Raw genomic sequence first — 26,125 nt, 5'->3', positions numbered from 1 at the left:
TGGAGACAATAAATATGTTAGATAAGACAAAAGAAATTTGGTTCATCGGTATTAAAGGTACTGGTATGGCATCCTTAGCCCTTGTTTTGCATGATTTGGGTTATAGAGTGGCTGGTAGTGATATTGAAAAATATACATTTACACAAGTTCCATTAGAAAAAGCAGGTATTGAAGTTAAAAACTTTGATCCTAAGAATATTAAATCTGAAGGGCAAATTATAGTTAAGGGGAATGCTTTTAAAGAAGATAATCCAGAAGTTAAGTCTTGTCTTGATCAAGATGTTAAATGGCAAAGTTATCCAGATACAGTTGAAGAAATTGTACAAATGCATACTTCAATTGGCGTTTCTGGTACTCATGGTAAAACTTCAACTACTAGTCTTTTAGCCCACGTTTTAGGTGAAGTTGAACCAACTTCTTATCTTATTGGAGATGGACGAGGAAAGGGTGTTAAAGATTCACGCTTCTTTGTTTATGAAGCAGATGAATATCGTAGACACTTTTTAGCATATCATCCCGATTATCAAATTATGACCAATATCGACTTTGACCACCCAGATTACTTCAAAGATCAAGCTGATTATACTTCTGCTTTTCAAACGGCTGCAGATCAAACTAAAAAAGCTCTTTTTGTTTGGGGAGATGATAAGCGCCTTCAAAGCCTTAAAACAGAAATTCCTAAATATACTTATGGCTTTAATGATAGTGATGATTTCCAAGCAATTGATATTGAAAAGACAACTAAAGGTTCTAAGTTTAATGTAGTAGCTCATGGTGAAGACTTAGGACGTTTTGAAATTCCATTATTTGGTGATCACAGTATTTTAAATGCGACTGCTGTAATCGCTGTTGCGTATACTGAAAAAGTACCTATGGAAGATATTCGTGAAGGGATGTTAACGTTTAAAGGTGCTAAGCGTCGTTTTAGTGAAAAAGACTTTGGTGATATTGCGGTAATTGATGATTATGCACACCACCCAACAGAAATGCGAGCAACTATTCAAGCAGCTCGTCAAAAGTTCCCAGATAAGGAATTAGTAGTAGTCTTTCAACCACATACTTTTTCAAGAACTAAGAAGTATCAAAAAGACTTCGAAGAAATCTTGCGTGGAGTAGATAAGGCATACGTGACACCAATTTATGCATCTGCTCGTGAAGCAAATGGCGATATTACTAGCGAAGACCTCACTAAGAATATTCCTGGCTCTGAAGTGATTGACTTAGACAATATTGCAGACCTTACCAAGCATAAGAATGCGGTCGTAGTATTTATGGGTGCTGGTGATATTCCTAAGTATGAAGATGCTTATGAAGCATTGTTAAAAAAATAATATTATAGTAAGCAGCATTGCCATTCTAAGGCAATGCTGTTTGAATTTTAGGGTGAAAAAACAATGAAATCAAAAGTTGCATTAAAAAGGGCGCTTATTAAGTTATTGACAAGACAGAGTTTAATGCAAATTTCAGTAAAAAAATTATGCCAAGAAGCAGAAGTAGGCAGGAGCACTTTTTATAGCCATTATAATAATCTTGATGAATTACTCGAAGAACTTGAAAATGACTTGGTTAAAGAATTGAGTGTGCGTGATAGTGAGTTGGCCGATAGGAAAAAGACTAAGCCAAGTGATTTTTCTTATTTTTTAGATGTAGTTGATTATATTAAAGAGCATAAAACTGAAATTTTAGTTTTAACAAAATTCCGTCCGGATGCTAGGTTTATTGAAAAATGGAAAAATGCAATTAAAGCGAATCTTCATAAACGCGGTTTGCCTAAAGATGATTTGCTCTATGAAATGGTTGCTGCAGAAACAATTGCAGCTTTTGATTATTATTTGCTTAGTCCAGAGAAATATAGTGAAAGTCAAATTCAAAAAGTAGTTGTTCAAGCTTTAAAAATTTTCGAAAAATAGACACTTATCTAGTTTGTGTTCTGGCAAGAAAGTACCCCTCTATCTAAAATATATTTATAAATTTAGAAAAGTAGGTATTAAAAATGTCTCAATATAAAGTTCATGTCTTACACACAGGAAAAGTTAGAATTGCACCAGAATTAGCTTTTGGTGGAGATAATTGCTCACTTTGGAAAGCAGCCGGACTTTTAGATAGTGCTAAAGAAGAAATTTGGCTACCAGTGTCTGTATTTTTGGTAGAAACTCCTAAAGGACTTTTATTACTTGACACTGGATGGGACCGTTCAATGAGTCCAAATGGTGTATACGATAAAAAAGCACAAATTAATTCTTTAGGTTCTTATATTTTATATCGCGTAAATAAAGGCATAGTGGCTAAAGGAATGACAGCTAGTGAACAACTCATCCAAATGAGAATAAAGCCGAGTGATATTGATTATGTAATTATCTCTCATCTTGATTGTGATCATGCAAATGGATTACGTCAGTTTAAAGATGCCAAACATATTATGGTATCTAAAACAGAATATGAATATGCTAAAAAGCACTCGACTTTCCGTTTTAAGAAGAAATGGTGGGATGGTATTGATTTAGATTTGTATGATTGGAACGATGCATTAGGTCCCTTTAATCGCTCATATGACTTGTTTGGAGATAAATCTGTGGAATTAGTTAATATTCCAGGTCATACTGATGGGTTGACTGCTACGAAAATTACAAATATGGATACAGGTAAATTTTTCCTTTATTATGGTGATGGTGGCTATGGTGAAAAATCTTGGAAAGAAATGATTACTTCAGGGATTTCAACTGATAAAAAGTCACAAAAGGAGTCTTTAGCTTGGATTAGAAAGATGAGCTTAGATAAAAATTGCGTTGAATCTCTTGCTTGTCATGGTGAAGAAGTTAAGCCACATATAATCAAATTTTAAAATTTAATTGACAAAAAATAAGTATACATCTATTATAGTTACTGAAGATAAGTAACTTACATAAAGTAATTAGTTAGAAAGGAAAAATAGAATGTTTAATTCAGCAGTTCAAAATGTGAACCAAGTTTGTTGCATTTGTATGCAAGCTTATTTCACATACTCTGAATTGCGTTCGCTTTTAACTAATTAATCTTTTTATTTTATTGGATAATTACTAAGGATTTACGAACGAGATTCGTAGATCCTTTTTGTTTTGCCATAGAAGGAGTTTGTAATGAATTGGGAAATTGTAAACCAAGCACTTCCATTTTTTGCTAAAGGGTTTGAATTGACTTTATGGCTATCTTTAATTGGAATTGTTGGATCAATTATCGTCGGTGCTATAGTAAGCCTGATTGAGTATTTTAAGATACCAGTTTTAAGCCAATTTTTTAAAGGATATGTTGAGCTTGCAAGAAACACACCTTTATTAATTCAGTTATTTTTCTTATATTATGCTTTTCCAGCATTCGGTATAAAACTTTCCGCAGAAGCTAGTGGAATCATTGGATTGATTTTTTTAGGTGCGGCATACATGGCTGAAGGTTTTATGGGTGGATTTAATGGAGTAAGTAAAAGTCAGATTGATAATGGATTAGCTTTAGGAATGAATAATTTTCAACTAGCTCGTTATGTTGTGTTTCCGCAAGGATTAAGCTTGAGTGTACCAGCCTTAAGTGCAAATGTGATTTTTTTGATTAAGGAAACTTCAATTTTTTCTGTAATTGCTATTCCGGAATTAACTAATACTGCTCTTGATTTAATTGGCATGTATTACCATTCTAATGAATATCTTTTGATGCTGGTGGTTGCATATGCAATTATTTTGATACCAGTTATTTTGTTTTTAAATTTGCTTGAAAGGAAGGTTCGCAATGCTCAATTCGGGAATTAATGTATTATTTGAGGGAAATAATTTTGCAAGGTTGATGGCAGGACTATGGACATCAATTTGGATTGCTGTTTTATCTTTGGTGATTGGGTTAATTATAGGAACTTTGTTTGGAGTTTTAAGGACGTTACCAAATAAATTTATCCGCTTCATTTTGCGCTTATATCTTGAATTTTTTAGAATTGTGCCCACTGTAGTGCTTTTGTATCTAGTTTATTATATTTTGCCAAGAACTTTGCATATTAATTGGGCTGGAACTTGGATGGCAACTTTAGCATTTAGTTTATGGGTTGCAGCTGAGTTTAGTGATATTGTTCGTGGAGCAATCGAATCAGTTCCAAAAAGTCAAATAAATAGTGGACTTGCATTGGGTTTTAATAGGTGGCAATTGTTTAAATATGTTTTAATTCCACAATCAGTAAAATTAGAAATTCCAGCAGCAATTAACTTAGCTACTAGAGTTATTAAAACAACTTCATTATTAATGCTAATTAGTGTTATGGAAGTTATTAATGTAGGTCAGCAAATCATTGAAGCAAACAATCAAAAGTATCCAATTGGTGTTTTCTGGGTATATGGTTTTATTTTTATTTTGTACTTTATTTTGGATTATCCATTGTCTGTTTGGTCAAAAAGATTAGTTAAGAAGAATAGTTAGGTGATAAAAATGACAGAAGAAGTTTTAAAAGTTGAACATTTAAATAAGTTTTATGGTGATTGGCAGGCTCTTCATGATATTAGTTTTTCTCTTGAAAAAGGTAAAGTTTTAGCTCTTTTAGGACCTTCTGGGTCAGGTAAAAGTACACTTTTAAGAACATTAAACGGATTAGAGGGCTATAAGAGTGGAAGTATCTATTTTCATGATAAAAAAATTATTCCTACTCCTAAACAGTGGCAAAATTTACGTCAGAAAATTGGAATGGTATTTCAAAGTTATGATTTATTTCCTAATTTAACAGTAATGGAAAATATTTTATTGGCACCTGTTAAAGTTCAAAAAAGATCAGAGGCTGAAGTTCGAAATGAAGCCATAAAACTATTAGAACAAGTTGGTTTATCAAATCATATTAATTCTTATCCCAGAGAATTATCAGGTGGTCAAAAACAAAGAATAGCTATTGTCAGAGCTTTAGCAATGCATCCTGAAGTAATGCTTTTTGATGAAGTTACGGCTTCGCTTGATCCTGAAATGGTTCGTGGAATTCTAGAAATTATTCAAGATCTATCTGACAATGAACATATGACAATGGTAATTGTTACTCATGAGATGAATTTTGCAGCTAAGATTGCAGACGAAGTTCTATTTTTAGAAAATGGTAAAATTCTTGAAGCTACTCCAGGAAAAGAGTTTTTTGTACATCCTCAGACAAAGCGTGCGCAAGAATTTTTAAAGAGTATGGATTTCTAAGAGGAAACTAGAATGAAAATAAAAAAGATATTTAATTGGCTTATTAGCATTTTAGCAGTATTTTTTGTAGGAATTGCCGCATATTATGGTATAAGTCAGCCTAACTTAAATGCTTCTGCATCTGGTGGTTGGAGCAGTGAAAGTCTTTCAGCTATTAGGCGTCGAGGGTATATTAAAGTCGCAGTATTTGGAGATTTACCACCATATGGATGGGTTAATTCTCAGGGCAAGCGAGTTGGTTACGATGTTCGGTTAGCTAGAAAAGTTGCAAAAGATATGGGAGTTAAACTGCGTTTTGTTCAAGTAAATGCTAATAATCGAGTAGATACTCTAAATTCTAATAAAGCAGATTTGGTATTGGCTAATTTTACCGTTACTCCAGAGAGAAAAGATGTTGTTGATTGGGCTAAGCCTTATATGAAAGTATCTGTTGGAGTAATTTCTCCTAAGAATGCACCAATTACAAAAGCTGCTCAATTAAAGAATAAAACCGTAATTGTGACTAAGGGAACGACGGCAGAAAATTACTTTACTAAACAAAATGGAGTAAAAATGTTAAAATTTGACTCAAAGACGCAACAATTTAATGCTTTTAAAAATGGACGTGGGCAAGCTTTGGCAGATGACAACTCATATCTTTATGCATGGGTAAAGAATAATCCTAAGTTTACTGTAGGTATTAAAAATATAGGTCCTAACCAATATATTTCTCCAGCAGTCAAAAGAGGAAATAAGTCACTTAAAAACTGGATGGATAAAGAAATTACTAAGCTGAATGCAGAAGGATTCTTCATATATGATTACAATCAAGAATTGAAACCATATTTTGGCAAAGAAATTAAACCAAGTGACATTGTACTTCCACAAGGAAATAATAAATAAAGGTTAATTTGTGAGCTAGCTATTTTCCAAATTAAGTCTAAGTATTTCACTTCTTAATAGATTTCGCTTATAATTTTCCCTGAATAAAAGTAAGGAAGGGATTATTATGAATAAAAAAGCAGGCATAATTAGTGCATTAGCGATTATTATTGTAGGGCTTGCAGCTTGTTTAGGCTTAGTTTTAAACAAAACTTCTAAAAATACTGTAATCTCACAGGCAAAAGTAACTCAAAAAAATAAGCAAAAAACTATTAAAAAAATAAAAATAGGTTTACCAACGATTTTTATTCATGGATATGGCTCTAGTTATCATGCAGAAGAACATATGGTAAACGCAGCAGTTCAAGCTGGAGTGACAAATTCTAAAAATGTAATTAGGGCTGATGTGGCTTCTAGTGGCCAGGTCAAGTTGATTGGAAGTTTTTCTAAAGATGCAAAAAATCCAATTGTTGAAGTAAATTTGGAACAAGGTTATGGGGATGCACAAGATGTAAGAAATGTGCTGGAAGCTTTGCAAAATAAGTATAGTTTTAAAGAAGTTAACCTTGTTGGACATTCATATGGTAATTTAATGGTGGCAAATTATATTAATGATAATTACCAAATTAAAACATTGCCCACGATTAATAAAGTAGTCTCAATTGCAGGGCATTATAATGGCTGGCTTGGTGAAGAAGAGGCTTCTACAAGTCCTATTAAGAATAAAAAAACTGGAGAACCAGAAAAATTTTCTTCGAGTTTTAAGCAGTTATTGACTCTTCGTCAGCATTATCCTAAGCAAATTCAAGTGCTTAATATGTATGGCGATTTAGAAGACGGATCAAAGTCAGATGGTTCAGTTGCTGTCAGTTCTGCTCAAAGTTACAAATACTTAATTAATGGTCGAGCTAAAAGCTATCGAGAAATTGAATTTACTGGTAAAAACGCACAACATAGTCGCTTGCATAGAAACAGCCAAGTTGATAAAGCTTTGATTGAATTTTTATGGAATAAATAATCGAATAGTTAAAAGCATTCTCTTATTGAGAATGCTTTTTTAGTTAATTGCTATAAGAATAAGTTATTGCTATATATTAATTATAAATATTTAACAGAGATATAGCTTTACAATAAAATTATTATAAATAGTCTTGAAAGGAAGATAATATGACAATTTTTGATGAAACTTATACTTTAAATAGCGGCGTAAAAATTCCTCGTATGGCACTTGGAGTTTGGGAAATTCCTGATAATCAAACTCCAAAAGCAGTAGAAGAAGCTATAAAAATTGGCTATCGTCATATTGACACAGCTCAAGCATATGGCAATGAACGTGGAGTTGGTGAAGGGGTTCGAAAATCTGGAATTAGTCGAGATAAATTATTCATTAATTCTAAAGTTGCAGCTGAAATTAAGGATTACAAAGAAGCTAAGAAATCTATTGATGAAACCTTAAATAAGATGGAACTTGACTATCTTGATATGATGATTATCCATAATCCACAGCCCTGGAAAGAAGTAAATCAATCAAAAGATCGTCATTTTGAAGGTAATCTTGAAACTTGGCGTGCCTTAGAAGATGCTGTTAAGGAAGGAAAATTACGTACAATTGGGGTTTCAAGTTTTAATAAAGAAGACTTAGATAACATTATTGAAAATAGTTCTACTACTCCAGCAGTTAATCAAATTTTATGCCATATTGCAGCTACGCCGATGGATTTAATTAATTATTCTAAAGAAAAGGGTATCGTTGTAGAAAGCTTTTCTCCAATTGCTCATGGTGCAGCTATAAATGATGAAGATATTATTGAAATAGCTAAAAAATACAATGTATCTGTTCCACAATTATGTATTCGCTATGATTGGCAACTTGGTACTGTAGTATTGCCAAAATCCGCCAATCCAATTCATATGAAGAGTAATAGTGAGATTGATTTTGAAATTTCTGATGAAGATATGGAAATTTTGAAGAATGTTAAAGCCTTAGACTATGGGGATGCAGAAGTATTTCCAGTCTTTGGCGGTAAGATGTAATTTAAATTTATAGAAAATAAAAAGGCATTTCCTGAGTTTAGGAAATGCCTTTTTTATAAAATTCAATTATTCTTGAATTTCATCAATGTTCAAAACAACTACATATGCGTTAGGGGTGTCTGTACCTTCAACAACACTCTTAGCATAGTCATCATTTTCATGAATTTCTGGAGTTGCAATAATCTTCATTGCCTTGTGGCTTGGAATATCAGCAACCACAATAGCAGCCTTTGAGCCATTTTCTAAGTTTTCAAAAGCATGTGACTTGGTCTTTTCAAGATATTGAAGTTGACCGTCGTTAAGAACCTTCATTGATGCCTTAGGACCAACTGATGGAACCCCATCTTCATCAACAGTTGCCATATAAGCTAAGTGATCTGGATTATCAAAGAATTCAATTTGTTCTTGAGTTAATTTATTTGAGTCTAGTTTTTTCATGAAATCATAAGTCCTTTCTGTTTCATTAAGCTATACCTATTATACGTCATAGTAGCTACTAATAAAATTAATATGCACTAAATTTTGACAAAAACTATTATTAACTGTAGCCTTGCAATATAGTTACTTTTCATTATAAAGAATAAGAAAGATAGGGATAAAAATCAATGAAAAAATTACCAACTCAAATTGAAGTGCGAGGCGGACGCGTACATAATTTAAAAAATATCGATGTTAATATACCACTTCATAAATTTGTAGCTATCTCTGGAGTATCAGGTTCGGGAAAAAGTTCTTTAGCGATGGGAATTTTATATGAAGAAGGGTCAAGAAGATATTTAGATTCTTTGTCTACTTTTTATCGAAGAAAAATTAAGCAAGGAAGACAAGCTGATGTAACTTCTATTAAACATATCCCTTCTGCTATTGCTTTAAGACAGCGTCCCAGCGTTCCTTCAGAAAGAGCAACAGTGGGAACAATGAGTGAAGTTTTTAATGTTTTAAGATTAATTTTTTCACGTTTAGGTTCTCCCGTTTGTCCTAATGGACATCAAGTTGCACCTAGTTTAGAAATTGCAGAAGCTATGAGCAAATCTGGAGAAGCAATGGGAAAAATAAGTTGCCCTACTTGTGGAGTTGAGTTTTTTGTACCAAGTGCCGAAGAATTTGCCTTTAATTCAACTGGAGCTTGCACTAATTGTGGAGGAACGGGAAAAGTTCGCCAACTTGACGATAATAAACTAATTGCTGATGAGAATTTAAGTATTGCTGAAGGTGCCGTTGCTTCTTGGCGACTTCCAGGACGTAATTTCATGCCAAATGTTGCTGAACATGCGGGAGTGAGAATTAATATTCCTTTTAAAGATTTGACTCAAAAAGAAAAAGATTTTGTATTAAATGGTCCTGAGAAAAAATATAAGATGGATTTTCTTTCAGGAACTGGCCGAGTTTTTCATAATTTTGAAGCTTTGTATGAAAATGCTCATCAAGCAGTTTTACGTTCTGCAAAAACTAGTAAAAGTGAGCGTGCCCAAAAAAGAATCAGTGAATTTTTTACTTATGATACTTGTCCAGTGTGCCATGGAAGCCGGCTAAAACCGATCTTGCTAAAGCAACTTGCAGGCGCCTTAAACATTGCTCAAGTTACAGAGCTTTCACTTGAAAAGTTAAAAGATTGGCAGACAACAGTAGAAAAAAGTTTGCCTCAGGAAATGGATAAGATGGCTCGTAGATTATTTACAGAATTTGATGGAAATTTGCAGCCTTTATTAGATTTGGGACTAGATTATTTAACTTTATCGCGTAATGGTAATACTTTATCAACTGGTGAATTGCAAAGAATTCAATTAGCACGTACTCTTAGAACAGAAACTACAGGGGTACTTTATGTATTAGATGAACCCTCAATTGGACTTCATCCTGCTAATGTAAATGGTCTTATTAAAATTTTACGTAAAATTGTTGCTCAAGGCAATTCCTTGGTAGTGGTTGACCATAATGTTGATATTATTGCAGCGGCTGATTACATAATCGAAATTGGACCAAATTCTGGTGAACAAGGTGGAGAAGTTATTGATCAGGGAACTATCTCTGATATTAAGAAAAGTAAAAACTCTTTGATTGCTCCATACTTAAATGGAAGGACTAAAATTTTAGCTAGAAGTTTAAATACTAAAGCAGAAGATAATATTCAAATTGAGGTTAAAAACTACTTCAATTTAAAAGATGTTAGAGCAAAAATTCCAACAAAGAAATTAACAGCGGTGACCGGTTTTTCTGGTGCAGGAAAAACTAGCTTGATTTTGGATAGTTTGGTTCCTGCAATTCAAGCGCAAGAAAATAAACAAATACTACCTCAGCAAGTTACTAGTTTTGACTGCAATATTAAAAACGTAGTTAGTGTTGATGCAACGCCGGTTGGTAAAAATACTCGCTCAACTGTCGCAACTTATACTTCTATTATGGATAATTTGCGAAAGCTTTTTGCAAGTACTGCAGAAGCTAAAGCACATCACTATACAGCTAGTTACTTTTCTTATAATAATAAACAAGGTGCCTGTCCTACTTGTGGCGGGGTTGGAAGTGTAACCTTAGATATTCAATATTTACCAGATATGGAGCAAGTATGTCCCACTTGTCATGGAGATCGCTATAATGCTGACATCAAACAAATTAAATGGCATGGATTAAATATTGTCGATATTTTAAATTTAGATGTCAGAAAAGCTTTACCGGTTTTTGCAGAAGTTCCAAAGATAAAGCGAGAACTAGAATTATTACAAGAAGTAGGATTAGATTATCTTCATTTAGGTGAGAGCACGCCGCAGCTTTCTGGAGGAGAAGCCCAGCGATTAAAACTGGTTACCCATTTATCCCATAGTCAAAAAAACACTTTATTTGTTTTTGATGAGCCAACAATTGGATTGCATCCCCTAGATGTTAAAGTTTTAGTAACTGTTTTACAAAAACTTCTAGATAAAGGCGCAACGATTGTTACTATTACTCATGATCTTAACTTAATTGCTAATTGTGATTATATTTTAGATATGGGACCTAAAGGAGGAAATCATGGTGGACAAGTAGTTGCAGAAGGTCAATTAAATGATGTAGTGAAAAATGATAATACTTTAACTTTAAAGTATCTAAAAAATTACCTAAGTAAGTTTAATGGTTAAACGAAAATAACTAAAAACTGTTAAAATGAATAATGAACATTTTGACAGTTTTTTATTTTAAGGAGAAAATTATGGCACAAAAGAAATTACTTTTAATTGACGGTAACTCAGTGGCCTTTCGTGCCTTCTATGCTTTATATCGTCAGCTTGATAAATTTACTAGTCCTGATGGATTGCATACTAATGCAATTTATACTTTTAAAAATATGCTCGATGCAATAATAAAAAAAGTGAATCCAACTAATATTTTAGTAGCTTTTGATGCTGGAAAAGTGACTTTTAGAACTAAAATGTATGAAGATTACAAGGGTGGTCGTGCTAAAACACCTAGCGAGCTTTCCGAGCAATTACCCGTAATTCGTGAAATGTTAAGCGATTTAGGAATTAAAAGTTACGAACTTAAGAATTATGAAGCAGATGATATTATTGGTACCTTAGCTAAAATGGGTGAAAAAGCAGGTTATGAGGTTGTAATTGTAACTGGAGATCGAGATTTAACTCAGCTTACTTCCGATAATATTACAGTAATGATTACTAAAAATGGGGTTGGTGATACTGAGGATTATACTCCTGAACATATGAAAGAAGTAAATGGGGTAACTCCAACTGAGTTTATTGATATGAAAGCCTTGATGGGCGATTCTTCCGATAATTATCCTGGTGTTACTAAAATTGGCCCTAAAACTGCGTCTAAGCTCATCCAAAAATATGGCTCAATTGAAAATCTTTATGCTAATATTGATGAAATGAAAAAATCAAAAATGAAGGAAAACTTGATTGCAGATAAGGATAAAGCTGTTTTGGCTAAGAAGCTTGCTACAATAGATTGTGATTCACCAATAGAAGTAACACTTGATGACACAAAACTAAAAGAAACTAATTATGAAAAACTTCGTACTTTATATGAACGCCTTGGTTTTAGAAAGTTTTTAAGTCAGCTTGATCAAAGTGGAGCTGCTCAGGATGAAAATACAGGTGAAGAAAACTATAAGTATATAGAACTCACGCAAGATAATATTTCTGAATTAAGTGATATTCAAGAAAAAGAAATTACTTTTTATTTAGGGATGTTAGGTGAAAATTATCATACAGCTCCTTATGTTGGTTTTGCCACTAAAATAGGAGATAAGAATTATGTCTCCAAAGATGCAGCGCTTCTTCAAGAAATGCCTCTTAGAGGAATATTAGAAAATAAAACAATTAAAAAGAATGTTTTTGATATTAAGCGTACATATGTTGGTTTGCACCGAATGAATATTAAAGCCGCAGGTCTTGATTATGATATGCTTTTAGCGAGTTATTTAGTTAATAATGAAAATAATTCCAATGACTTGGGTGAAGTAGCTCATTTATACGATGAATACTCTGTGAAGACTGATTTAGAAGTTTATGGCAAAGGTAAAAAGCAAGCAGTTCCTGATGATGATGAATTTTTTAAGCATTTAGCTGCAAAAGTTTGTGTAATTAAGAAATTAAAGCCGATTTTGTTAGAAATGCTAAAAGATCATGAACAAGATAGCTTATACGACGAAATTGAAATTCCAGTTGCTTTTGTTTTAGCTAAAATGGAAATTGCGGGAATGAAGGTCATGCCAAGCACGCTTTTAGAACTTCAAAATGAATTTGCAGTCCGTCTAAAAGACCTTGAAGAAAAAATTTATAAACAAGCTGGCGAAGAATTTAATTTGAATTCTCCAAAGCAATTAGGACATATTTTATTTGAAAAATTAGGCTTACCAGTTATTAAGAAAACTAAAACAGGTTACTCGACGTCTGTAGATGTTTTAAATCAATTGCGCAAAGACAGCCCAATTGTTAGTGAAATTTTAGATTATCGTCAGCTTTCTAAAATTCAATCTACTTATGTAAATGGTTTGTTAGATGTAATTCAACCAGATGGCCGAGTACATACGCGTTATTTACAAACCTTAACTGCAACTGGTCGTCTTTCTTCAGTTGATCCTAACTTACAAAATATTCCAACTAGAACCGAAGAAGGAAAGCAAATTAGAAAAGCCTTTGTACCAACTACAGAAGATGGGTATATTTTTTCATGCGATTATTCTCAAGTTGAATTGCGAGTATTAGCACATGTTGCAGGAGATAGTGCAATGCAGGAAGCCTTTAAAACAGGCTATGATATTCATGCCCATACTGCTATGAGAATCTTTCATTTAAATTCTCCAGATGAAGTAACTCCACTTCAACGTCGTCATGCTAAGGCTGTTAACTTTGGGATTGTTTATGGAATTTCTGATTATGGTTTATCAAAAAATCTAGATATTTCTAGAAAACAAGCTAAAGAATTTATTGAAAATTATTTTGAACAGTATCCTCAAGTTAAGGAATATATGGATAAAGCGGTTAAATTTGCACGTGAAAAAGGTTATGCTGAAACTATCATGCATAGAAGACGTTATTTACCAGATATTCATTCTAAGAATTTTAATGTACGTAGTTTTGCAGAAAGAACAGCAATTAATTCACCAATTCAAGGCTCAGCTGCAGATATTATCAAAATTGCAATGATTAATATGGAAAAGAAACTTGAAGAAATGCATCTTAAGACCAAAATGGTCCTACAAGTTCATGATGAATTGATTTTTGATGTACCAAAAGAGGAATTAGAAATTATAAAAAAGGTCGTTCCAGAAGTTATGCAGTCAGCAGTTCAACTAGATGTGCCATTAGTTGCAGATTGTGGTTGGGGTCATAGTTGGTATGATGCTAAATAATTAAGGAGATTGTTATGCCTGAAATGCCAGAAGTTGAGACTGTTAGAAGAAGTCTTTTGTCGTTAGTTAAAGGGAAAACCATAAAAAAAGTAACTTTGTGGTATCCCAATATTGTAGACACTGATCATGATAAGTTTGTTAAAGAACTTCCTGGTAAAAAAATTGTTAACATTGATCGCTATGCTAAGTATTTACTTTTTAGATTAAGTGATAATTTAACGATTGTTTCTCACCTTAGAATGGAGGGAAAGTATCATTTAGTAAATAGCAAGCTTCCTAAGAGTAAGCATGACCATGTTGAATTAGAATTTACGGATGGATCAGCTTTAAGATATAACGATGTGCGTAAGTTTGGCAGAATGGAGTTAATTATAACTGGAACTGAACGACAAACTACTGGGATTGGAAAGTTAGGATTAGAGCCTAATAGTTCAGAGTTTACTCTTTCCTACCTAGTTAATAGGCTGCATACTAAGAAAAAGAACATTAAAAATGCTTTACTTGATCAGACCGTTGTAGCAGGTTTAGGAAATATCTATGTAGATGAAGTTTTATGGCAAAGCGGTATTCATCCTTTATCAAGTTCAAGCGCAATTCCAAAAAAGCAGATAGAAAGTCTGTATCAAAATATTAATAATGAAATTGCACAAGCAATTGCTTTGCGGGGAACGACTGTACATACATATTTGGATGCTAATGGAGATGAAGGCGGCTTTCAAGACTATTTAAAAGTCTATGGTCATAGTGGTGAAAGTTGTGCTAAATGTGGTACAACATTAGAAAAAATCAAAGTAAATGGTCGAGGAACCACTTTTTGCCCAAGATGTCAGGTGATGTATAAATGACTAAAGTATTAGGATTAACAGGCGGAATTGCCACGGGAAAAAGTACTGCTGATGAATTTTTTAAAAAACAAAATATTCCAATAATTGACAGTGATAAAATTGCTCATGATATTTTAAATATTGGCAAGCCCGCTTATAAAGAAGTTAAGTCTATATTTGGTAGCGAATATTTAAATGCAGATCAAACTATAAATCGTAAAAAATTAGGTCATTTAGTTTTTTCTGATCCTAAAGAATTAAAAAAGCTAAATGATATTACTCATCCCTTGATTTATCAAGAAATCCAAGAGAAAATACAAGTAGAGAAAAGTAAAAATACTCCTCTTGTAATAGTTGATGCACCGGTACTTTTTGAAAGTAATGGTCAAAACTATTGTGATGCCACATTAGTAATAACTTTACCATTAGATGTGCAGCTTAAAAGATTGATGGCACGCAATAATTTAACTAAAGCTGAAGCAATGAACCGAATCAATTCGCAAATGCCTCTTATTCAAAAAGAAAAGCTAGCTACTTATGTAGTTGACAATACTGGTACAATAAAAGAATTAGAAAATAAATTAGAAAAAGTTTTAATAAAGATGTGTGAGGTTTAATTATGGAATGTCCAAATTGTCACAAAAATTCCTCTCGCGTTATTGATTCGCGTCCTAGCGATGAAAATCGTGCAATCAGACGGCGCAGAGAATGTGAAAATTGTGGTTATAGATTTACTACTTTTGAAAGAATTGAGACTGCCCCTCTTCTTGTAATTAAAAACGATGGCACCCGTGAACCATTTAGTCGTAAAAAAATTCTTCATGGAGTTATGGCTGCGGGTCAAAAGCGTCCAATTACAAGCAGTCAGTTTGAGCAATTAGTTGATCGAGTTGAAAACAAGGTCAGAAAGCAAGGAGTTAGCGAAATTTCATCAAAGAAAATTGGTCAATTCGTGATGGATGATTTAGCTGACATTGATGATGTTGCTTATATTCGTTTTGCTTCTATTTATCGAGAGTTTAAAGATATGTCAAGTTTTATGAAAACAATGGAAGATATGATGGCAAAGCGTGAGAAAGGAAATTAAAAATGTTTGAGACATCTAATCCCAGGCAGCCTTTTCTTGTACTTAATCAAATAAAGCTTTTTCCAGAAGATATTGAAATATTAATAAAGCTCTATCAACCTTTGATAGGGGCGACGGCGATTTCACTATATCAAACTTTGATTGAAGATTTTGACTCTTATGATACTATTTCAAATGCAAAAGCAATTGGTTTTTTGCAGCAGCAGATAGATTGTGGATTAAGAGATTTATTTTTAGCTCTTCATAAGTTGGAAGCTGTGGGATTAGTTAAAACTTACCTAAAGTCGACAATGGTAAGTCAGACAATTTTATTTCGAGTATTAAAGGTCCCGCAGTCAAGAGAATTTTTTTCAACGCCATTATTATCTAGTTTGTTGCGTGAAAAAATTGGTCCTACGAATTTTCAAAGTCTAAGCCATTATTTTGCTGTACAAAATAAATCTAGGGAAAAAGAAATTAAGGATGCTCAAGAAGTTTCTGCGTCCTTTTTTGACGTTTTTCGTCTTTCTAAAAGTGAAGCTATTAGTCCTTCTCAGGAAGTACAAGAAGCAGCTGTAGAAAATCAAATTCAAGATATTCCAAAAGCGGAAGTTAATGATACTGATACAGTAGATTGGAAGTTTATTGAAGACCAGTTTGAAACTTATCAAATTTCTGTAGAAGAAATTAAGATAAATCAGACTGCAATTAGATTTTTAATGCAAACTTATGGATTAACTGAACAAGAGTTTGTGGAAGAAGCACTTCCAACGTTGCACGGAAGTTATAAACTTAACATGAAAGCAATTGAGGAAATGATTGCAGACAATTATCGTTTGGATCATACTCGCAAGAATGTAATTAAACAAATTAATAAAAATAAAGAAAATGCGGCTCCTCAGAAAAATAATAAAAATCAAAAAATAATAGATGTAGCAACAAACTTATCGCCAGCACAATTTTTATATAAAATGAAAGAAGCAAAAGGTGGCTTTACAACTGCCTCCGAAAATAAAATTTTAAGCAATTTGCATATTAAGGGTTTACCAACTGATGTAATTAATATTATTATCTATACTTGCCTTGAATATTATGGAAATGCAAATGTTAGTTACAAGTTGGCTGATAATTTAGCTAATGATTGGTTGCAGCATAATGTTGCTACAGCAGCGCAGGCTTTAGAATATATTGAAAAACGCGGTATAAATAATCGCAGTCAAAATAAAAAGCGCAGTTTTAATAAAAAGCATATTGAAAAAGGGACAGATTGGAGTAAAAAGAAGGCTAAACAGCCAGATGAAAACTTTGATCCTGACGAATTAAAGAAATTTTTTAAAAATTTTGAAGATGAAAATGGTATGAATTAGGTGATAAAAATGAAGCCGATAGGCGACATGATCAATAATCTTGTTAAGAAACGTAATTTAGGTAACTTGGGTTTATTGCAAAAAGAAGTATTACAAGATGAAGATATCCAAAACTTTTTAAGAAAAAATGGCAATCAATTAACTAAAGCAATTGTTGCTAATAGTATGGCTAATTTATATGAGTTTTATGCACAAAAAAAGAGCAAAAACCAAATAATAAATGGATATCAGCCAGAATTGTTTTTAAATGGTCAAGTTATAGATGTACGTTATAAACCTACTGCTGAAAAAATCACTCATGATCGTGAAGAAAACACTAAACAGCATCTAGAATTAATTGATTTACCTAAAAAACTTCATGATGTTCGTTTAAGTCAATTAGATTTGACTACAGATAGATCTGAAGCTTTTGGATTGATTCAAAAGTTTTTGGTAGATTATAAAAAATATAATCATCAAAGAGGATTATATTTAACTGGAGATTTTGGCGTAGGAAAAACTTATTTATTAGCAGGTCTTGCAAATTCAGTGGCAGCGATGAGCAAGCAAGTTGTTTTTTTGCATGTTCCAACTTTTATCTCTGAATTAGGTAGCCATTTTAAAGATAATAGTTTACAAAAAGAGATTGATAGAGTGACAGAAAGTGACTTATTGATCTTAGATGATATTGGTGCTGAAACTTTAAGTCAATGGTCACGAGATGATGTATTAGGAGTAATTTTACAAGCAAGAATGGATAATGTACTTCCAACATTTTTCTCATCAAACCTTAGCATGGATGATTTAGAAGAGCATTTTAAAGAAACTAAAAGTTCAGTTGATGCTGTTAAAGCAGCTAGACTTATGCAAAGAGTTCGCTTTTTAGCAAGAGAAGTAGTAGTAGATGGAAAAAATCGTCGGATTCAAGAATAATTTAAAAAAAGTCTTGCAAGTAAAAAATGAGTGCGTATAATAGAATTTAAATAAACGAACATGATGTTTCTTGAATCAGAGAGAAGAGCCTAGTTCTGGAAGTTCTTCATTAAAGAGACACCCCACTCGTTTATCCCTGATTTTCATACTTGGTTAGATCTCATTATCGATCTATTAAGAGAGGCTAGACTCACTCTAGCCTGAATTTTGGGTGGAACCACGTAATTAAGCGTCCCAGTGCTATTAATTAGCACCGGGACTTTTTTATTTTTCTTTTTTGGAGGTAAATATGAGTTTTTCAATTACTTTGCCAGATGGTTCAAAGAAGGATTTTGACAAAGAATTAACTATCGCAGAATTAGCACATGGAATTGCTACATCATTAGGTAAAGCTGCTGTTGCTGGTCGCGTTGACGGTCAAATTAAACCCCTTGACTTTGTTTTAGATGGCGATCATGAAGTTGCAATCATTACAGATAAGGATGAAGAAGGTTTAGATGTTTTGCGTGCAACTACTGCTTTCATGTTTGAAGCAGTTGCTAAAAAGGCTTCCCCTGAACTTCGTTTAGGTGAACATGTAGCTGATGATGGCGGCTTTTATGTTGACACTGATAAAAAAGATCAAATTAAAGTCAGTGAATTGCCTAAGTTAGAAAAGGCAATGCAAAAGATGGCTAAAAATGGTGAAAAGATTGAACATGTTCAAATGGCTAAAAGCGAACTTGAAGAAATGTTCAAAGATGATCCATACAAGAGTGATCTTTTGAAGAAGATTGATGCAGATACTGTTGATGCATACAAGCTTGGTGATTTTGTAGACTTTGGTTTTGATGCTTTAATGCCAAATACTGGTAAAGTTAAGCACTTTAAGCTTTTATCAGTAGCTGGTGCTTACTGGATGGGTAAGAGTTCAAACCCTATGCTTCAAAGAATTTTTGGTACTGCATTTTTCAAAGCAGCCGCATTAGATGAAGACTTAAAGCGTCGTGCAGAAATTAAAGAACGCGACCACCGTACTATTGGTCGTGACCTTGACCTCTTCTTTGTAGATCCAAAAGTTGGTGCAGGTCTTCCTTACTGGATGCCAAAGGGTGCTACTATTCGTCGAGTAGTAGAACGTTACATTATTGACCGTGAAGTAGCTGATGGTTATAAGCATGTTTACACTCCAGTTCTTATGAACCTCGATGCTTACAAGACTTCTGGTCACTGGGCACACTACCGTGATGATATGTTCCCACCAATGGACATGGGAGACGGTGAAATGCTTGAACTTCGTCCAATGAACTGTCCAAGTCATATTCAAATTTACAAGCACCATATTCGTTCATATCGTGATCTTCCACTTCGTGTTGCTGAACTTGGTATGATGCACAGATATGAAAAATCAGGTGCCTTGTCAGGTCTTCAACGTGTTCGTGAAATGACTTTAAACGATGGTCACACTTTTGTAGAACTTGACCAAATCCAAGAAGAATTTGCTAAAGTTTTACGTTTAATTATGGACGTTTATAAAGACTTTGACATTACTGATTACTACTTCAGACTTTCATACCGTGATCCAAAGAATACTGACAAGTACTTTGCAAATGACGAAATGTGGGAAAGAAGTCAAAAGATGCTTAAAGGTGCTATGGATGATCTTGGCCTTGACTACGTTGAAGCAGAAGGTGAAGCAGCATTCTACGGTCCTAAGCTTGATATTCAAACTAAGACTGCTTTAGGTAATGATGAAACTATGTCAACTATCCAACTTGACTTCATGCTTCCAGAACGTTTTGGTTTAACTTATGTAGGTAAAGATGGTGAAGAACACCGTCCCGTTATGATTCACCGTGGTATTGTTGGTACTATGGAAAGATTCATTGCTTACCTTACTGAAATTTACAAGGGTGCATTCCCAACTTGGCTTGCACCAGTTCAAGTACAAATTATCCCAGTTAACAATGATGCTCATGGTGAATATGCTGAAAAGGTAAGACAAGAACTTGCTAAGCGTGGATTTAGAGCAGAAGTTGATAATAGAAATGAAAAGATGGGTTACAAAATTCGTGAATCTCAAACCCAAAAAGTACCTTACACTTTAGTTCTTGGTGATGAAGAAATGAAGTCAAATGGCGTTAATGTTCGTCGTTATGGTACTGAAGAAGAAATTTCTAAGAGTCTTGATGACTTCATTAGCGAAATTGATGCTGATGTTAAGTCATACTCACGTGAAAACTAAATTAATTATTGACGATTACTTTAGTAAAGAGTATAATCGTACTAGTTGAGAACAAGAAGAAGCTCCCGCTTCTCGCCTAAGTTAAGTTAACCTCTAGGCTGATCGATAATTTCTGTTGATTAAGGGCGGGCGTTAACTTATTGACCCGCTCTTTTCTTGTCCTCAAATTAACACGGAGGTGAAGAGTCATACCAAGGAATTTGATTTTAAACGATAGAATTCGCGCACGTGAAGTTCGTTTAATTGATGAGAATGGCGAGCAAGTTGGTGTTATGTCTAAGCAAGATGCACTTCAAAAGGCAAGTGATGCAGATCTTGATTTAGTTTTGATTTCACCAAATGCTAAGCCACCAGTTGCCCGTATTATGGACTACGGTAAGTATCGCTTCGAACAACAAAAGAAGCTTAAAGAATCCCGTAAGAAGTCTAAGACTGTTAGTGTCAAAGAAATTCGCTTAAGTCCAACAATCGAAGGTAACGACTTTGAAACTAAATTGAAGCATGTACAAAAGTTCCTTACTAAAGAAGGCGCTAAGGTTAGAGTTTCTATTCGTTTCAGAGGTCGTGCAATCACTCATAAGGAATTAGGCCAACAAGTACTTGAGAAGATGGCAGAAGCAACTTCCGACATTGCTAATGTAATTAGCAGACCTAAGATGGAAGGTCGCTCAATGTTCTTAATGCTTGCTCCTAAGAGTGAAAAGGACAAAAAGAAAAAGTAGTTAATTGGAGGAAATTTATAATGCCTAAAATGAAAACACACCGCGCTTCAGCTAAGCGTTTCAAGAGAACTGCTAATGGTGGTTTGAAGCGTCACCACGCATTTACTGGTCACCGTTTCCACGGTAAGACTAAGAAGCAACGTCGTCACTTAAGAAAAGCTGCTATGGTTTCAGCAAGCGACATGAAACGCATTAAACAAATGGTTTCACAAATGCGTTAATTAAAGTACGAACGATAGTAGGAGGATTTTCTAATGCCAAGAGTTAAAGGTGGAACAGTAACACGTAAACGTCGTAAGAAGGTTATGAAGCTTGCCAAGGGTTACCGTGGCGCAAAGCACATGCAATTTAAAGCTGCAAGCACTCAATTGTTTGTATCTTACAAGTACGCATTCCGCGACCGTCGTCGTCGCAAGAGCGAATTCAGAAAGTTATGGATTGCTCGTATCAATGCTGCAGCTCGTCAAAATGACATTTCTTACTCTAAGTTAATGCACGGCCTTAAGGTTGCTGGTGTTGACATGAACCGTAAGATGTTAGCTGACATTGCTTACAACGACTCAGAAACTTTTGCACAATTAGCAGAAACTGCTAAGAAGGCTTTGAACTAGTCTAAGAAAATTGACGCGCCCAAGTGACGCGTCTTTTTTTATGCTAATTTTACTAATTTTTTGTTATTATATAATTACGGACTTTTGAATTGAAAGGGAAAAATTACTGAATGTTATTTCGACCAAAATATACCATCGATACAATTTATCATTTGAAAGTTGATGAATTGAAAAAGCTTGGAATCAAGGCAGTTTTTTCAGATTTAGATAATACCTTGCTTGCTTGGAATAAATTTGAAACAGCTGAAGAGATGAATAAATTGAATCAGCGTCTAGCAAAGGCTAATATAAAGTTAGTAGTTATTTCTAATAATAATGCTGTTCGTGTTGGTAAAGTATTAAATCCATATGGAATTGCTTTTGTAGCAAAGTCTCGTAAACCTTTACCATTTGCAATTACTAAAGAGCGAGAAATATTAGGTCTTAAAAAAAATCAAGTAATGATGGTTGGTGATCAATTGATTACTGATATTCAAGCTGCTAATTTAGCTGGTGTTGAATCGGTTCTAGTTCAACCATTAGTTAAAACGGATAAGTGGAATACTCGCATTAATCGTTTTTTTGAAAAAATCATCTTTTTCTTTTTAAATTTATCCCATCGTGTAACTTTTAAGGAGACATTAAATAATGGCTGAAGATATAATTTGTATTGGATGTGGTTCAGTTTTACAGTCAACTGATCCAAAAAAGGCAGGTTATTTACCTGCTAGTGCATTAAAAAAAGCAGAAAAAGGAGAAGTTGAAGAAGTTTATTGTCAACGTTGTTTCCGTTTGCGTCATTATAATGAAATTATGCCAGTAGACTTAAATAATGATGACTTTTTAGCACTTCTTAACTCATTAGCAACTAAGAAAGCCTTGATTGTTAATGTTGTTGATTTATTTGATTTTTCCAATTCTCTTCTTTCTTCATTGAAGCGATTTGTAGGAGATAATGATTTCATTTTAGTTGGTAATAAGTTTGATTTATTCCCTAAAAATACTCGCCAAAGCAAAATTAAGGATTGGATGAGACAAGAAGCTAATCGCATGGGACTTCATCCTAAAGATATCTTTTTAATTAGTGCTGCTCGTCAAAAATATCTTGATGATTTAATTGAATATCTATATAAGGAATCACAAGATAAGGATATTTATTTTGTTGGAATGACTAATGTTGGTAAGTCAACTTTAATTAATGCAATTATTGATAAAATGGGAGATGTAAAGAACTTAATTACAACTTCACGTTTTCCAGGGACGACTTTAGATAAAATTGAGATTCCCCTTGATAATGGGCATTTCTTAATTGATACCCCCGGAATTATGACAGCTAACCAATTAGCTACTCATTTAAGTCCAAAGGATCTCGAATTTATTTCTCCTAAAAAGCCTTTAAAACCTGCTACTTATCAAATAAAACCAGGTAATACCTTATTTTTGGGTGGACTTGGTAGAATTGATTTCTTAAAGGGTGAGCCAACTAGTTTTACTGTTTATACCGCACGCGGGGTGTATGTTCACCGTACTAAAACTGAAAATGCAGATGCATTTTATGAAAAGCACTTAGGAGAATTACTCACTCCTCCAATGGATGGAGAAACCATTGCACCGCTTAAGGGACAAGAATTTAAGACTGAATACGATAGTGATTTGCTTTTTGGCGGAATAGGGTTTGTAAGAGTGCCTAAAGGTAATTTGGTAAAAACCTATACTCCTGATAAAATTGGTTTAGGAATTCGCCATGCGTTGATTTAGAGGTGATTTTATGCCTAGTTCAAAATGTATTGAAAAACCAGAAACTAAGTTGCAAAAGGCTAATCAAAATGGTCGTCAAATTGGTATCATGGGTGGGACTTTTAATCCTGTTCATATGGCTCATTTAGTTGCAGCAGAACAGGCTCTAACTAAATTGCGGCTTGATGAAGTGTGGTTTATTCCAGATAATATTCCCCCTCATAAAGACGCTCCGCTCACTTCTGCCAAGGATCGTGCAACTATGCTTGATTTAGCTACTCGGGATAATCCTCGTTTTAGGGTTAAATTATTAGAATTATTTCGTGGAGGAGTTTCTTATACTGTTGATACTTTAAGATACTTACGGGAAAAGGCTCCCCAAAATGATTATTACTTAATTATGGGTAGTGATCAGGTGAATAGTTTTCATACTTGGAAAAATGCTGATGAACTTGCAAAAATGGCAACTTTGGTTGGAATCAGAAGACCAGGTTATCCTCAAAACCCCCAATATCCAATGATTTGGGTAGATGCACCAGATATTCAGTTAAGTTCGACTTATATTCGTCGCTCAGTTGCAACTGGTACTTCGATTCGTTATCTAGTACCTGAAAGTGTGCGTGAATACATTATGGAAAAGGGGTTATATCGTGACTGAGCTGTTTTTTAAAGAGACTTATTCGCCTTTATCTAGTAGTGAGCTTATTGCTAAAGAAAAGGCAAATATGGATGAAAAACGTTTTAAACATTGTGTTCAGGTTAGCCAAACAGCTAGAAAGCTAGCTAGACTAAATAATTATGATGAGGAAAAGGCTGCTCTTGCTGGATTTATTCATGATTATGCTAAGCAAGTTCCAGTTGAAGAATATCGTAAGGTTATTCAAGAACAAGATTTTGATAAGGACCTTCTTAACTGGAATCGTGCAATTTGGCATGGTATTGTAGGAACTTATTTTATTAAGCGAGATTTGAAAATTACTGATCCAGAAATTTTACAAGCAGTCTGGAGACATACAACAGCTGATATAGAGATGACGACTTTAGATAAAATTGTTTTTGTGGCAGATTTTATAGAACCTGGTCGTGACTTTCCTGATGTAGAAAAAGCTCGTGAAGTCAGCTATAAAAATTTAGATGAAGGTGTGGGGTACGAATTAGCCCATACTTTGGAATTTTTGATTGAAAATAGAAATAAAGTTTATCCATTAACATTGTCTGCATACAATGTATGGAGTGTTAAATAAAGGAGAATTTGATGACAAGTAAAGAAATTTTAGATTTTACAGCAAAAGCAATTAGTGACCGCCATGGTGAAAATACTGAAGCTTATGATATGCAAGGAATTAGCATCTTAGCTGACTACTATGTGGTTACAAGTGCGGGTTCTAATAGACAGCTTAATGCAATTGCCAATGCTATTATTGATGAAGCTCATGAAAATAATTATACTGATTACCGTATCGAAGGTACTCGCGATTCAAATTGGCTTTTAATTGACCTTGGAGATGTTGTTGTTAATATTTTTACTGCTGATGCACGTGATTTTTATAATTTAGAAAAATTATGGGCAGATGGTAAGCGTGTTGAATTAAAGGAAGACTAATTCTATGAGTGCAGTTGGGATTATAGCAGAATACAATCCCTTTCACAGCGGGCATGAGTTCTTGATGAATCAAGCCCGGTTAATTGCTGGAAATGATCCAATCATTGTCTTAATGTCGGGAAATTATGTCCAGCGCGGAGAAATGGCGATTATGGATAAGTGGAAACGCGCTAAGGCTGCCTTAAATTCAGGTGCAGATCTTGTGTTTGAAATGCCATTTTCTACAGCTGTAGAGCCTGCTGATTTGTTTTCGCTTGGAAGTATTGAACAATTACAAAAGTTAGGTGTAGACAATTTAGTATTTGGTGTTGAAGATGCAAATTTAAACTTTGCATACTTAGGTAGTAAAATTGCTGAAATTCCACAAAATCATATGGATTTTAAGGATTATACTCAAACATATTCTACTCAATATAATCAAATGGTAGCTAGAGAAGTAGGATATGAAGTTAATCAACCTAATGCAATTTTAGGACTTGCTTATGCAGTTGCAAATTACAATTTGGGCTCACCTTTAACTTTACATCCTGTTAATCGAATTGGAGCAGGTCATGATGATTTGCTTAATAGGACTCATGTGGTTCAAAGTGCAAGTGCAATTCGCAATCTTTTATTGCACGGTGAAGATAAAGATCAGCTTAAAACTTGGCTTCCTAAACAAGAAGCTAAAGAATTAGCAGAACAAGAAGTTTATCCAAATTGGAATATGTTGTTTCCATTTTTAAAATATCGCCTTGAATCTTCCTCAGTTGAAGAATTACACAATATCTATCAAATGAGTGAAGGTTTAGAATATAAAATGAAGCAAGAAATTCATTTAGCTGAAAGTTTTACTGAGTTTTTGCGTCATATAAAATCTAAACGTTATACTTATTCCAGACTTAGAAGATTGAGCTTATATACTCTTTTAAATGTTACTCAAGATGATATGCTTGATAGCTTCAATGATCAATCATTGATGTTATTAGGATTTAGTAAAATTGGTCGTAAGTATTTAAAAGATAATCGTAAAAATTTTGAGACTAAGATTGTCTCTAAGGTTGATAAGCGTAGTGCTAAAAGTGGCTCACTTCATTTACAAGTTAGAGTTGATCGATTTTTTGAACAGTTTATGCATGTTGACCAGAATTTTGGTCGACGACCATTGGAGGTGTAA

The 26,125-nt window shown here is 33.8% G+C and carries 27 protein-coding genes and 1 other annotated feature; of the genes, 26 read left to right on the top strand and 1 reads right to left on the bottom strand.

Going from position 1 to position 26,125, the window contains the following annotated elements:
• The first annotated feature begins 14 nt into the window (after positions 1 to 14).
• The 9 genes from murC to FOD82_RS05940 all read left to right on the top strand — a co-directional run bounded on the left by murC (position 15) and on the right by FOD82_RS05940 (position 8,076).
• Positions 15 to 1,331, top strand: coding sequence for a UDP-N-acetylmuramate--L-alanine ligase (gene murC, locus FOD82_RS05980; protein ID WP_144355571.1), 1,317 nt, complete (start codon positions 15 to 17; stop codon positions 1,329 to 1,331).
• A 63-nt stretch (positions 1,332 to 1,394) separates the two neighbouring features.
• The gene (locus FOD82_RS05975; RefSeq protein WP_144355570.1) at positions 1,395 to 1,910 is read left to right on the top strand and encodes a hypothetical protein; all 516 of its coding nucleotides are present in this window, start codon (positions 1,395 to 1,397) and stop codon (positions 1,908 to 1,910) included.
• Positions 1,911 to 1,993: 83 nt separating this feature from the next.
• Complete coding sequence (locus tag FOD82_RS05970) at positions 1,994 to 2,842, top strand: N-acyl homoserine lactonase family protein (protein WP_144355569.1); 849 nt, start codon at positions 1,994 to 1,996, stop codon at positions 2,840 to 2,842.
• Between the two features lie 274 nt (positions 2,843 to 3,116).
• Complete coding sequence (locus FOD82_RS05965; RefSeq protein WP_144355568.1) at positions 3,117 to 3,776, top strand: amino acid ABC transporter permease; 660 nt, start codon at positions 3,117 to 3,119, stop codon at positions 3,774 to 3,776.
• A complete protein-coding gene (locus FOD82_RS05960) occupies positions 3,757 to 4,431 on the top strand; it encodes an amino acid ABC transporter permease (RefSeq protein WP_144355567.1) in 675 nt (224 codons plus the stop codon). The genes FOD82_RS05965 and FOD82_RS05960 overlap by 20 nt, the downstream gene beginning before the upstream one ends.
• Positions 4,432 to 4,440: 9 nt before the next feature.
• Positions 4,441 to 5,181: an amino acid ABC transporter ATP-binding protein gene (locus tag FOD82_RS05955; RefSeq protein ID WP_144355566.1), complete on the top strand. Its 741-nt coding sequence runs from the start codon at positions 4,441 to 4,443 to the stop codon at positions 5,179 to 5,181.
• 12 nt (positions 5,182 to 5,193) lie between these two features.
• On the top strand, positions 5,194 to 6,063 hold the full coding sequence (locus FOD82_RS05950) for a transporter substrate-binding domain-containing protein (RefSeq protein WP_144355565.1): 870 nt from the start codon (positions 5,194 to 5,196) through the stop codon (positions 6,061 to 6,063).
• 106 nt (positions 6,064 to 6,169) lie between these two features.
• Positions 6,170 to 7,060: an alpha/beta hydrolase gene (locus FOD82_RS05945; protein ID WP_144355564.1), complete on the top strand. Its 891-nt coding sequence runs from the start codon at positions 6,170 to 6,172 to the stop codon at positions 7,058 to 7,060.
• A gap of 149 nt (positions 7,061 to 7,209) precedes the next feature.
• Positions 7,210 to 8,076, top strand: coding sequence for an aldo/keto reductase (locus tag FOD82_RS05940; protein WP_144355563.1), 867 nt, complete (start codon positions 7,210 to 7,212; stop codon positions 8,074 to 8,076).
• Positions 8,077 to 8,142: 66 nt separating this feature from the next.
• On the opposite strand, the gene FOD82_RS05935 is transcribed toward FOD82_RS05940, so the two are convergent.
• Positions 8,143 to 8,514 (bottom strand): pyridoxamine 5'-phosphate oxidase family protein, encoded by a 372-nt coding sequence (locus tag FOD82_RS05935; protein ID WP_144355562.1) that lies wholly within the window; start codon positions 8,512 to 8,514, stop codon positions 8,143 to 8,145.
• Positions 8,515 to 8,681: 167 nt separating this feature from the next.
• Here FOD82_RS05935 and FOD82_RS05930 point away from each other — a divergent pair, with 167 nt between their 5' ends.
• From FOD82_RS05930 to FOD82_RS05850, 17 genes are all read left to right on the top strand, one after another.
• On the top strand, positions 8,682 to 11,189 hold the full coding sequence (locus tag FOD82_RS05930; protein ID WP_144355561.1) for an excinuclease ABC subunit UvrA: 2,508 nt from the start codon (positions 8,682 to 8,684) through the stop codon (positions 11,187 to 11,189).
• 71 nt (positions 11,190 to 11,260) lie between these two features.
• Positions 11,261 to 13,924: a DNA polymerase I gene (gene polA, locus FOD82_RS05925; RefSeq protein ID WP_144355560.1), complete on the top strand. Its 2,664-nt coding sequence runs from the start codon at positions 11,261 to 11,263 to the stop codon at positions 13,922 to 13,924.
• 14 nt (positions 13,925 to 13,938) lie between these two features.
• Positions 13,939 to 14,769 carry a DNA-formamidopyrimidine glycosylase gene (gene mutM, locus FOD82_RS05920; protein ID WP_144355559.1) on the top strand — a complete coding sequence of 277 codons (831 nt, stop codon included), beginning with the start codon at positions 13,939 to 13,941 and terminating at the stop codon, positions 14,767 to 14,769.
• Entirely contained in the window at positions 14,766 to 15,365 is a 600-nt protein-coding gene (gene coaE / locus FOD82_RS05915; protein WP_144355558.1) for a dephospho-CoA kinase, read from the top strand. Before mutM ends, coaE begins: the two co-directional genes overlap by 4 nt.
• 2 nt (positions 15,366 to 15,367) lie before the next feature.
• Positions 15,368 to 15,835, top strand: a complete 468-nt coding sequence (nrdR, locus tag FOD82_RS05910; RefSeq protein ID WP_144355557.1) for a transcriptional regulator NrdR — start codon at positions 15,368 to 15,370, stop codon at positions 15,833 to 15,835.
• A gap of 2 nt (positions 15,836 to 15,837) precedes the next feature.
• Positions 15,838 to 17,181 carry a DnaD domain protein gene (locus FOD82_RS05905; protein WP_144355556.1) on the top strand — a complete coding sequence of 448 codons (1,344 nt, stop codon included), beginning with the start codon at positions 15,838 to 15,840 and terminating at the stop codon, positions 17,179 to 17,181.
• A 9-nt stretch (positions 17,182 to 17,190) separates the two neighbouring features.
• Positions 17,191 to 18,093, top strand: coding sequence for a primosomal protein DnaI (dnaI, locus tag FOD82_RS05900; RefSeq protein WP_144355555.1), 903 nt, complete (start codon positions 17,191 to 17,193; stop codon positions 18,091 to 18,093).
• Positions 18,094 to 18,382: 289 nt separating this feature from the next.
• Positions 18,383 to 20,317, top strand: a complete 1,935-nt coding sequence (thrS, locus tag FOD82_RS05895) for a threonine--tRNA ligase (protein ID WP_144355554.1) — start codon at positions 18,383 to 18,385, stop codon at positions 20,315 to 20,317.
• Positions 20,318 to 20,364: 47 nt separating this feature from the next.
• Positions 20,365 to 20,480, top strand: a sequence feature (ribosomal protein L20 leader region).
• A 37-nt stretch (positions 20,481 to 20,517) separates the two neighbouring features.
• A complete protein-coding gene (gene infC, locus FOD82_RS05890) occupies positions 20,518 to 21,039 on the top strand; it encodes a translation initiation factor IF-3 (protein ID WP_144355553.1) in 522 nt (173 codons plus the stop codon).
• A gap of 20 nt (positions 21,040 to 21,059) precedes the next feature.
• Entirely contained in the window at positions 21,060 to 21,260 is a 201-nt protein-coding gene (rpmI, locus tag FOD82_RS05885) for a 50S ribosomal protein L35 (RefSeq protein WP_144355552.1), read from the top strand.
• Positions 21,261 to 21,293: 33 nt separating this feature from the next.
• A complete protein-coding gene (gene rplT / locus FOD82_RS05880; protein ID WP_144355551.1) occupies positions 21,294 to 21,650 on the top strand; it encodes a 50S ribosomal protein L20 in 357 nt (118 codons plus the stop codon).
• A gap of 110 nt (positions 21,651 to 21,760) precedes the next feature.
• Positions 21,761 to 22,285, top strand: a complete 525-nt coding sequence (locus tag FOD82_RS05875; RefSeq protein ID WP_144355550.1) for a YqeG family HAD IIIA-type phosphatase — start codon at positions 21,761 to 21,763, stop codon at positions 22,283 to 22,285.
• Positions 22,278 to 23,387, top strand: a complete 1,110-nt coding sequence (gene yqeH, locus FOD82_RS05870; protein ID WP_144355549.1) for a ribosome biogenesis GTPase YqeH — start codon at positions 22,278 to 22,280, stop codon at positions 23,385 to 23,387. The genes FOD82_RS05875 and yqeH overlap by 8 nt, the downstream gene beginning before the upstream one ends.
• A 10-nt stretch (positions 23,388 to 23,397) precedes the next feature.
• Entirely contained in the window at positions 23,398 to 24,024 is a 627-nt protein-coding gene (locus FOD82_RS05865; RefSeq protein WP_144355548.1) for a nicotinate-nucleotide adenylyltransferase, read from the top strand.
• On the top strand, positions 24,017 to 24,610 hold the full coding sequence (gene yqeK / locus FOD82_RS05860; protein ID WP_144355547.1) for a bis(5'-nucleosyl)-tetraphosphatase (symmetrical) YqeK: 594 nt from the start codon (positions 24,017 to 24,019) through the stop codon (positions 24,608 to 24,610). The genes FOD82_RS05865 and yqeK overlap by 8 nt, the downstream gene beginning before the upstream one ends.
• 11 nt (positions 24,611 to 24,621) lie before the next feature.
• Entirely contained in the window at positions 24,622 to 24,969 is a 348-nt protein-coding gene (gene rsfS / locus FOD82_RS05855; protein WP_144355546.1) for a ribosome silencing factor, read from the top strand.
• A 4-nt stretch (positions 24,970 to 24,973) separates the two neighbouring features.
• Positions 24,974 to 26,125 carry a nucleotidyltransferase gene (locus tag FOD82_RS05850; RefSeq protein WP_144355545.1) on the top strand — a complete coding sequence of 384 codons (1,152 nt, stop codon included), beginning with the start codon at positions 24,974 to 24,976 and terminating at the stop codon, positions 26,123 to 26,125.

Origin of the sequence: Lactobacillus sp. LL6, assembly GCF_007570935.1 — a bacterium.
Lineage (GTDB): Bacteria > Bacillota > Bacilli > Lactobacillales > Lactobacillaceae > Lactobacillus.
This window is presented reverse-complemented; position numbering and strand designations above follow the sequence as displayed.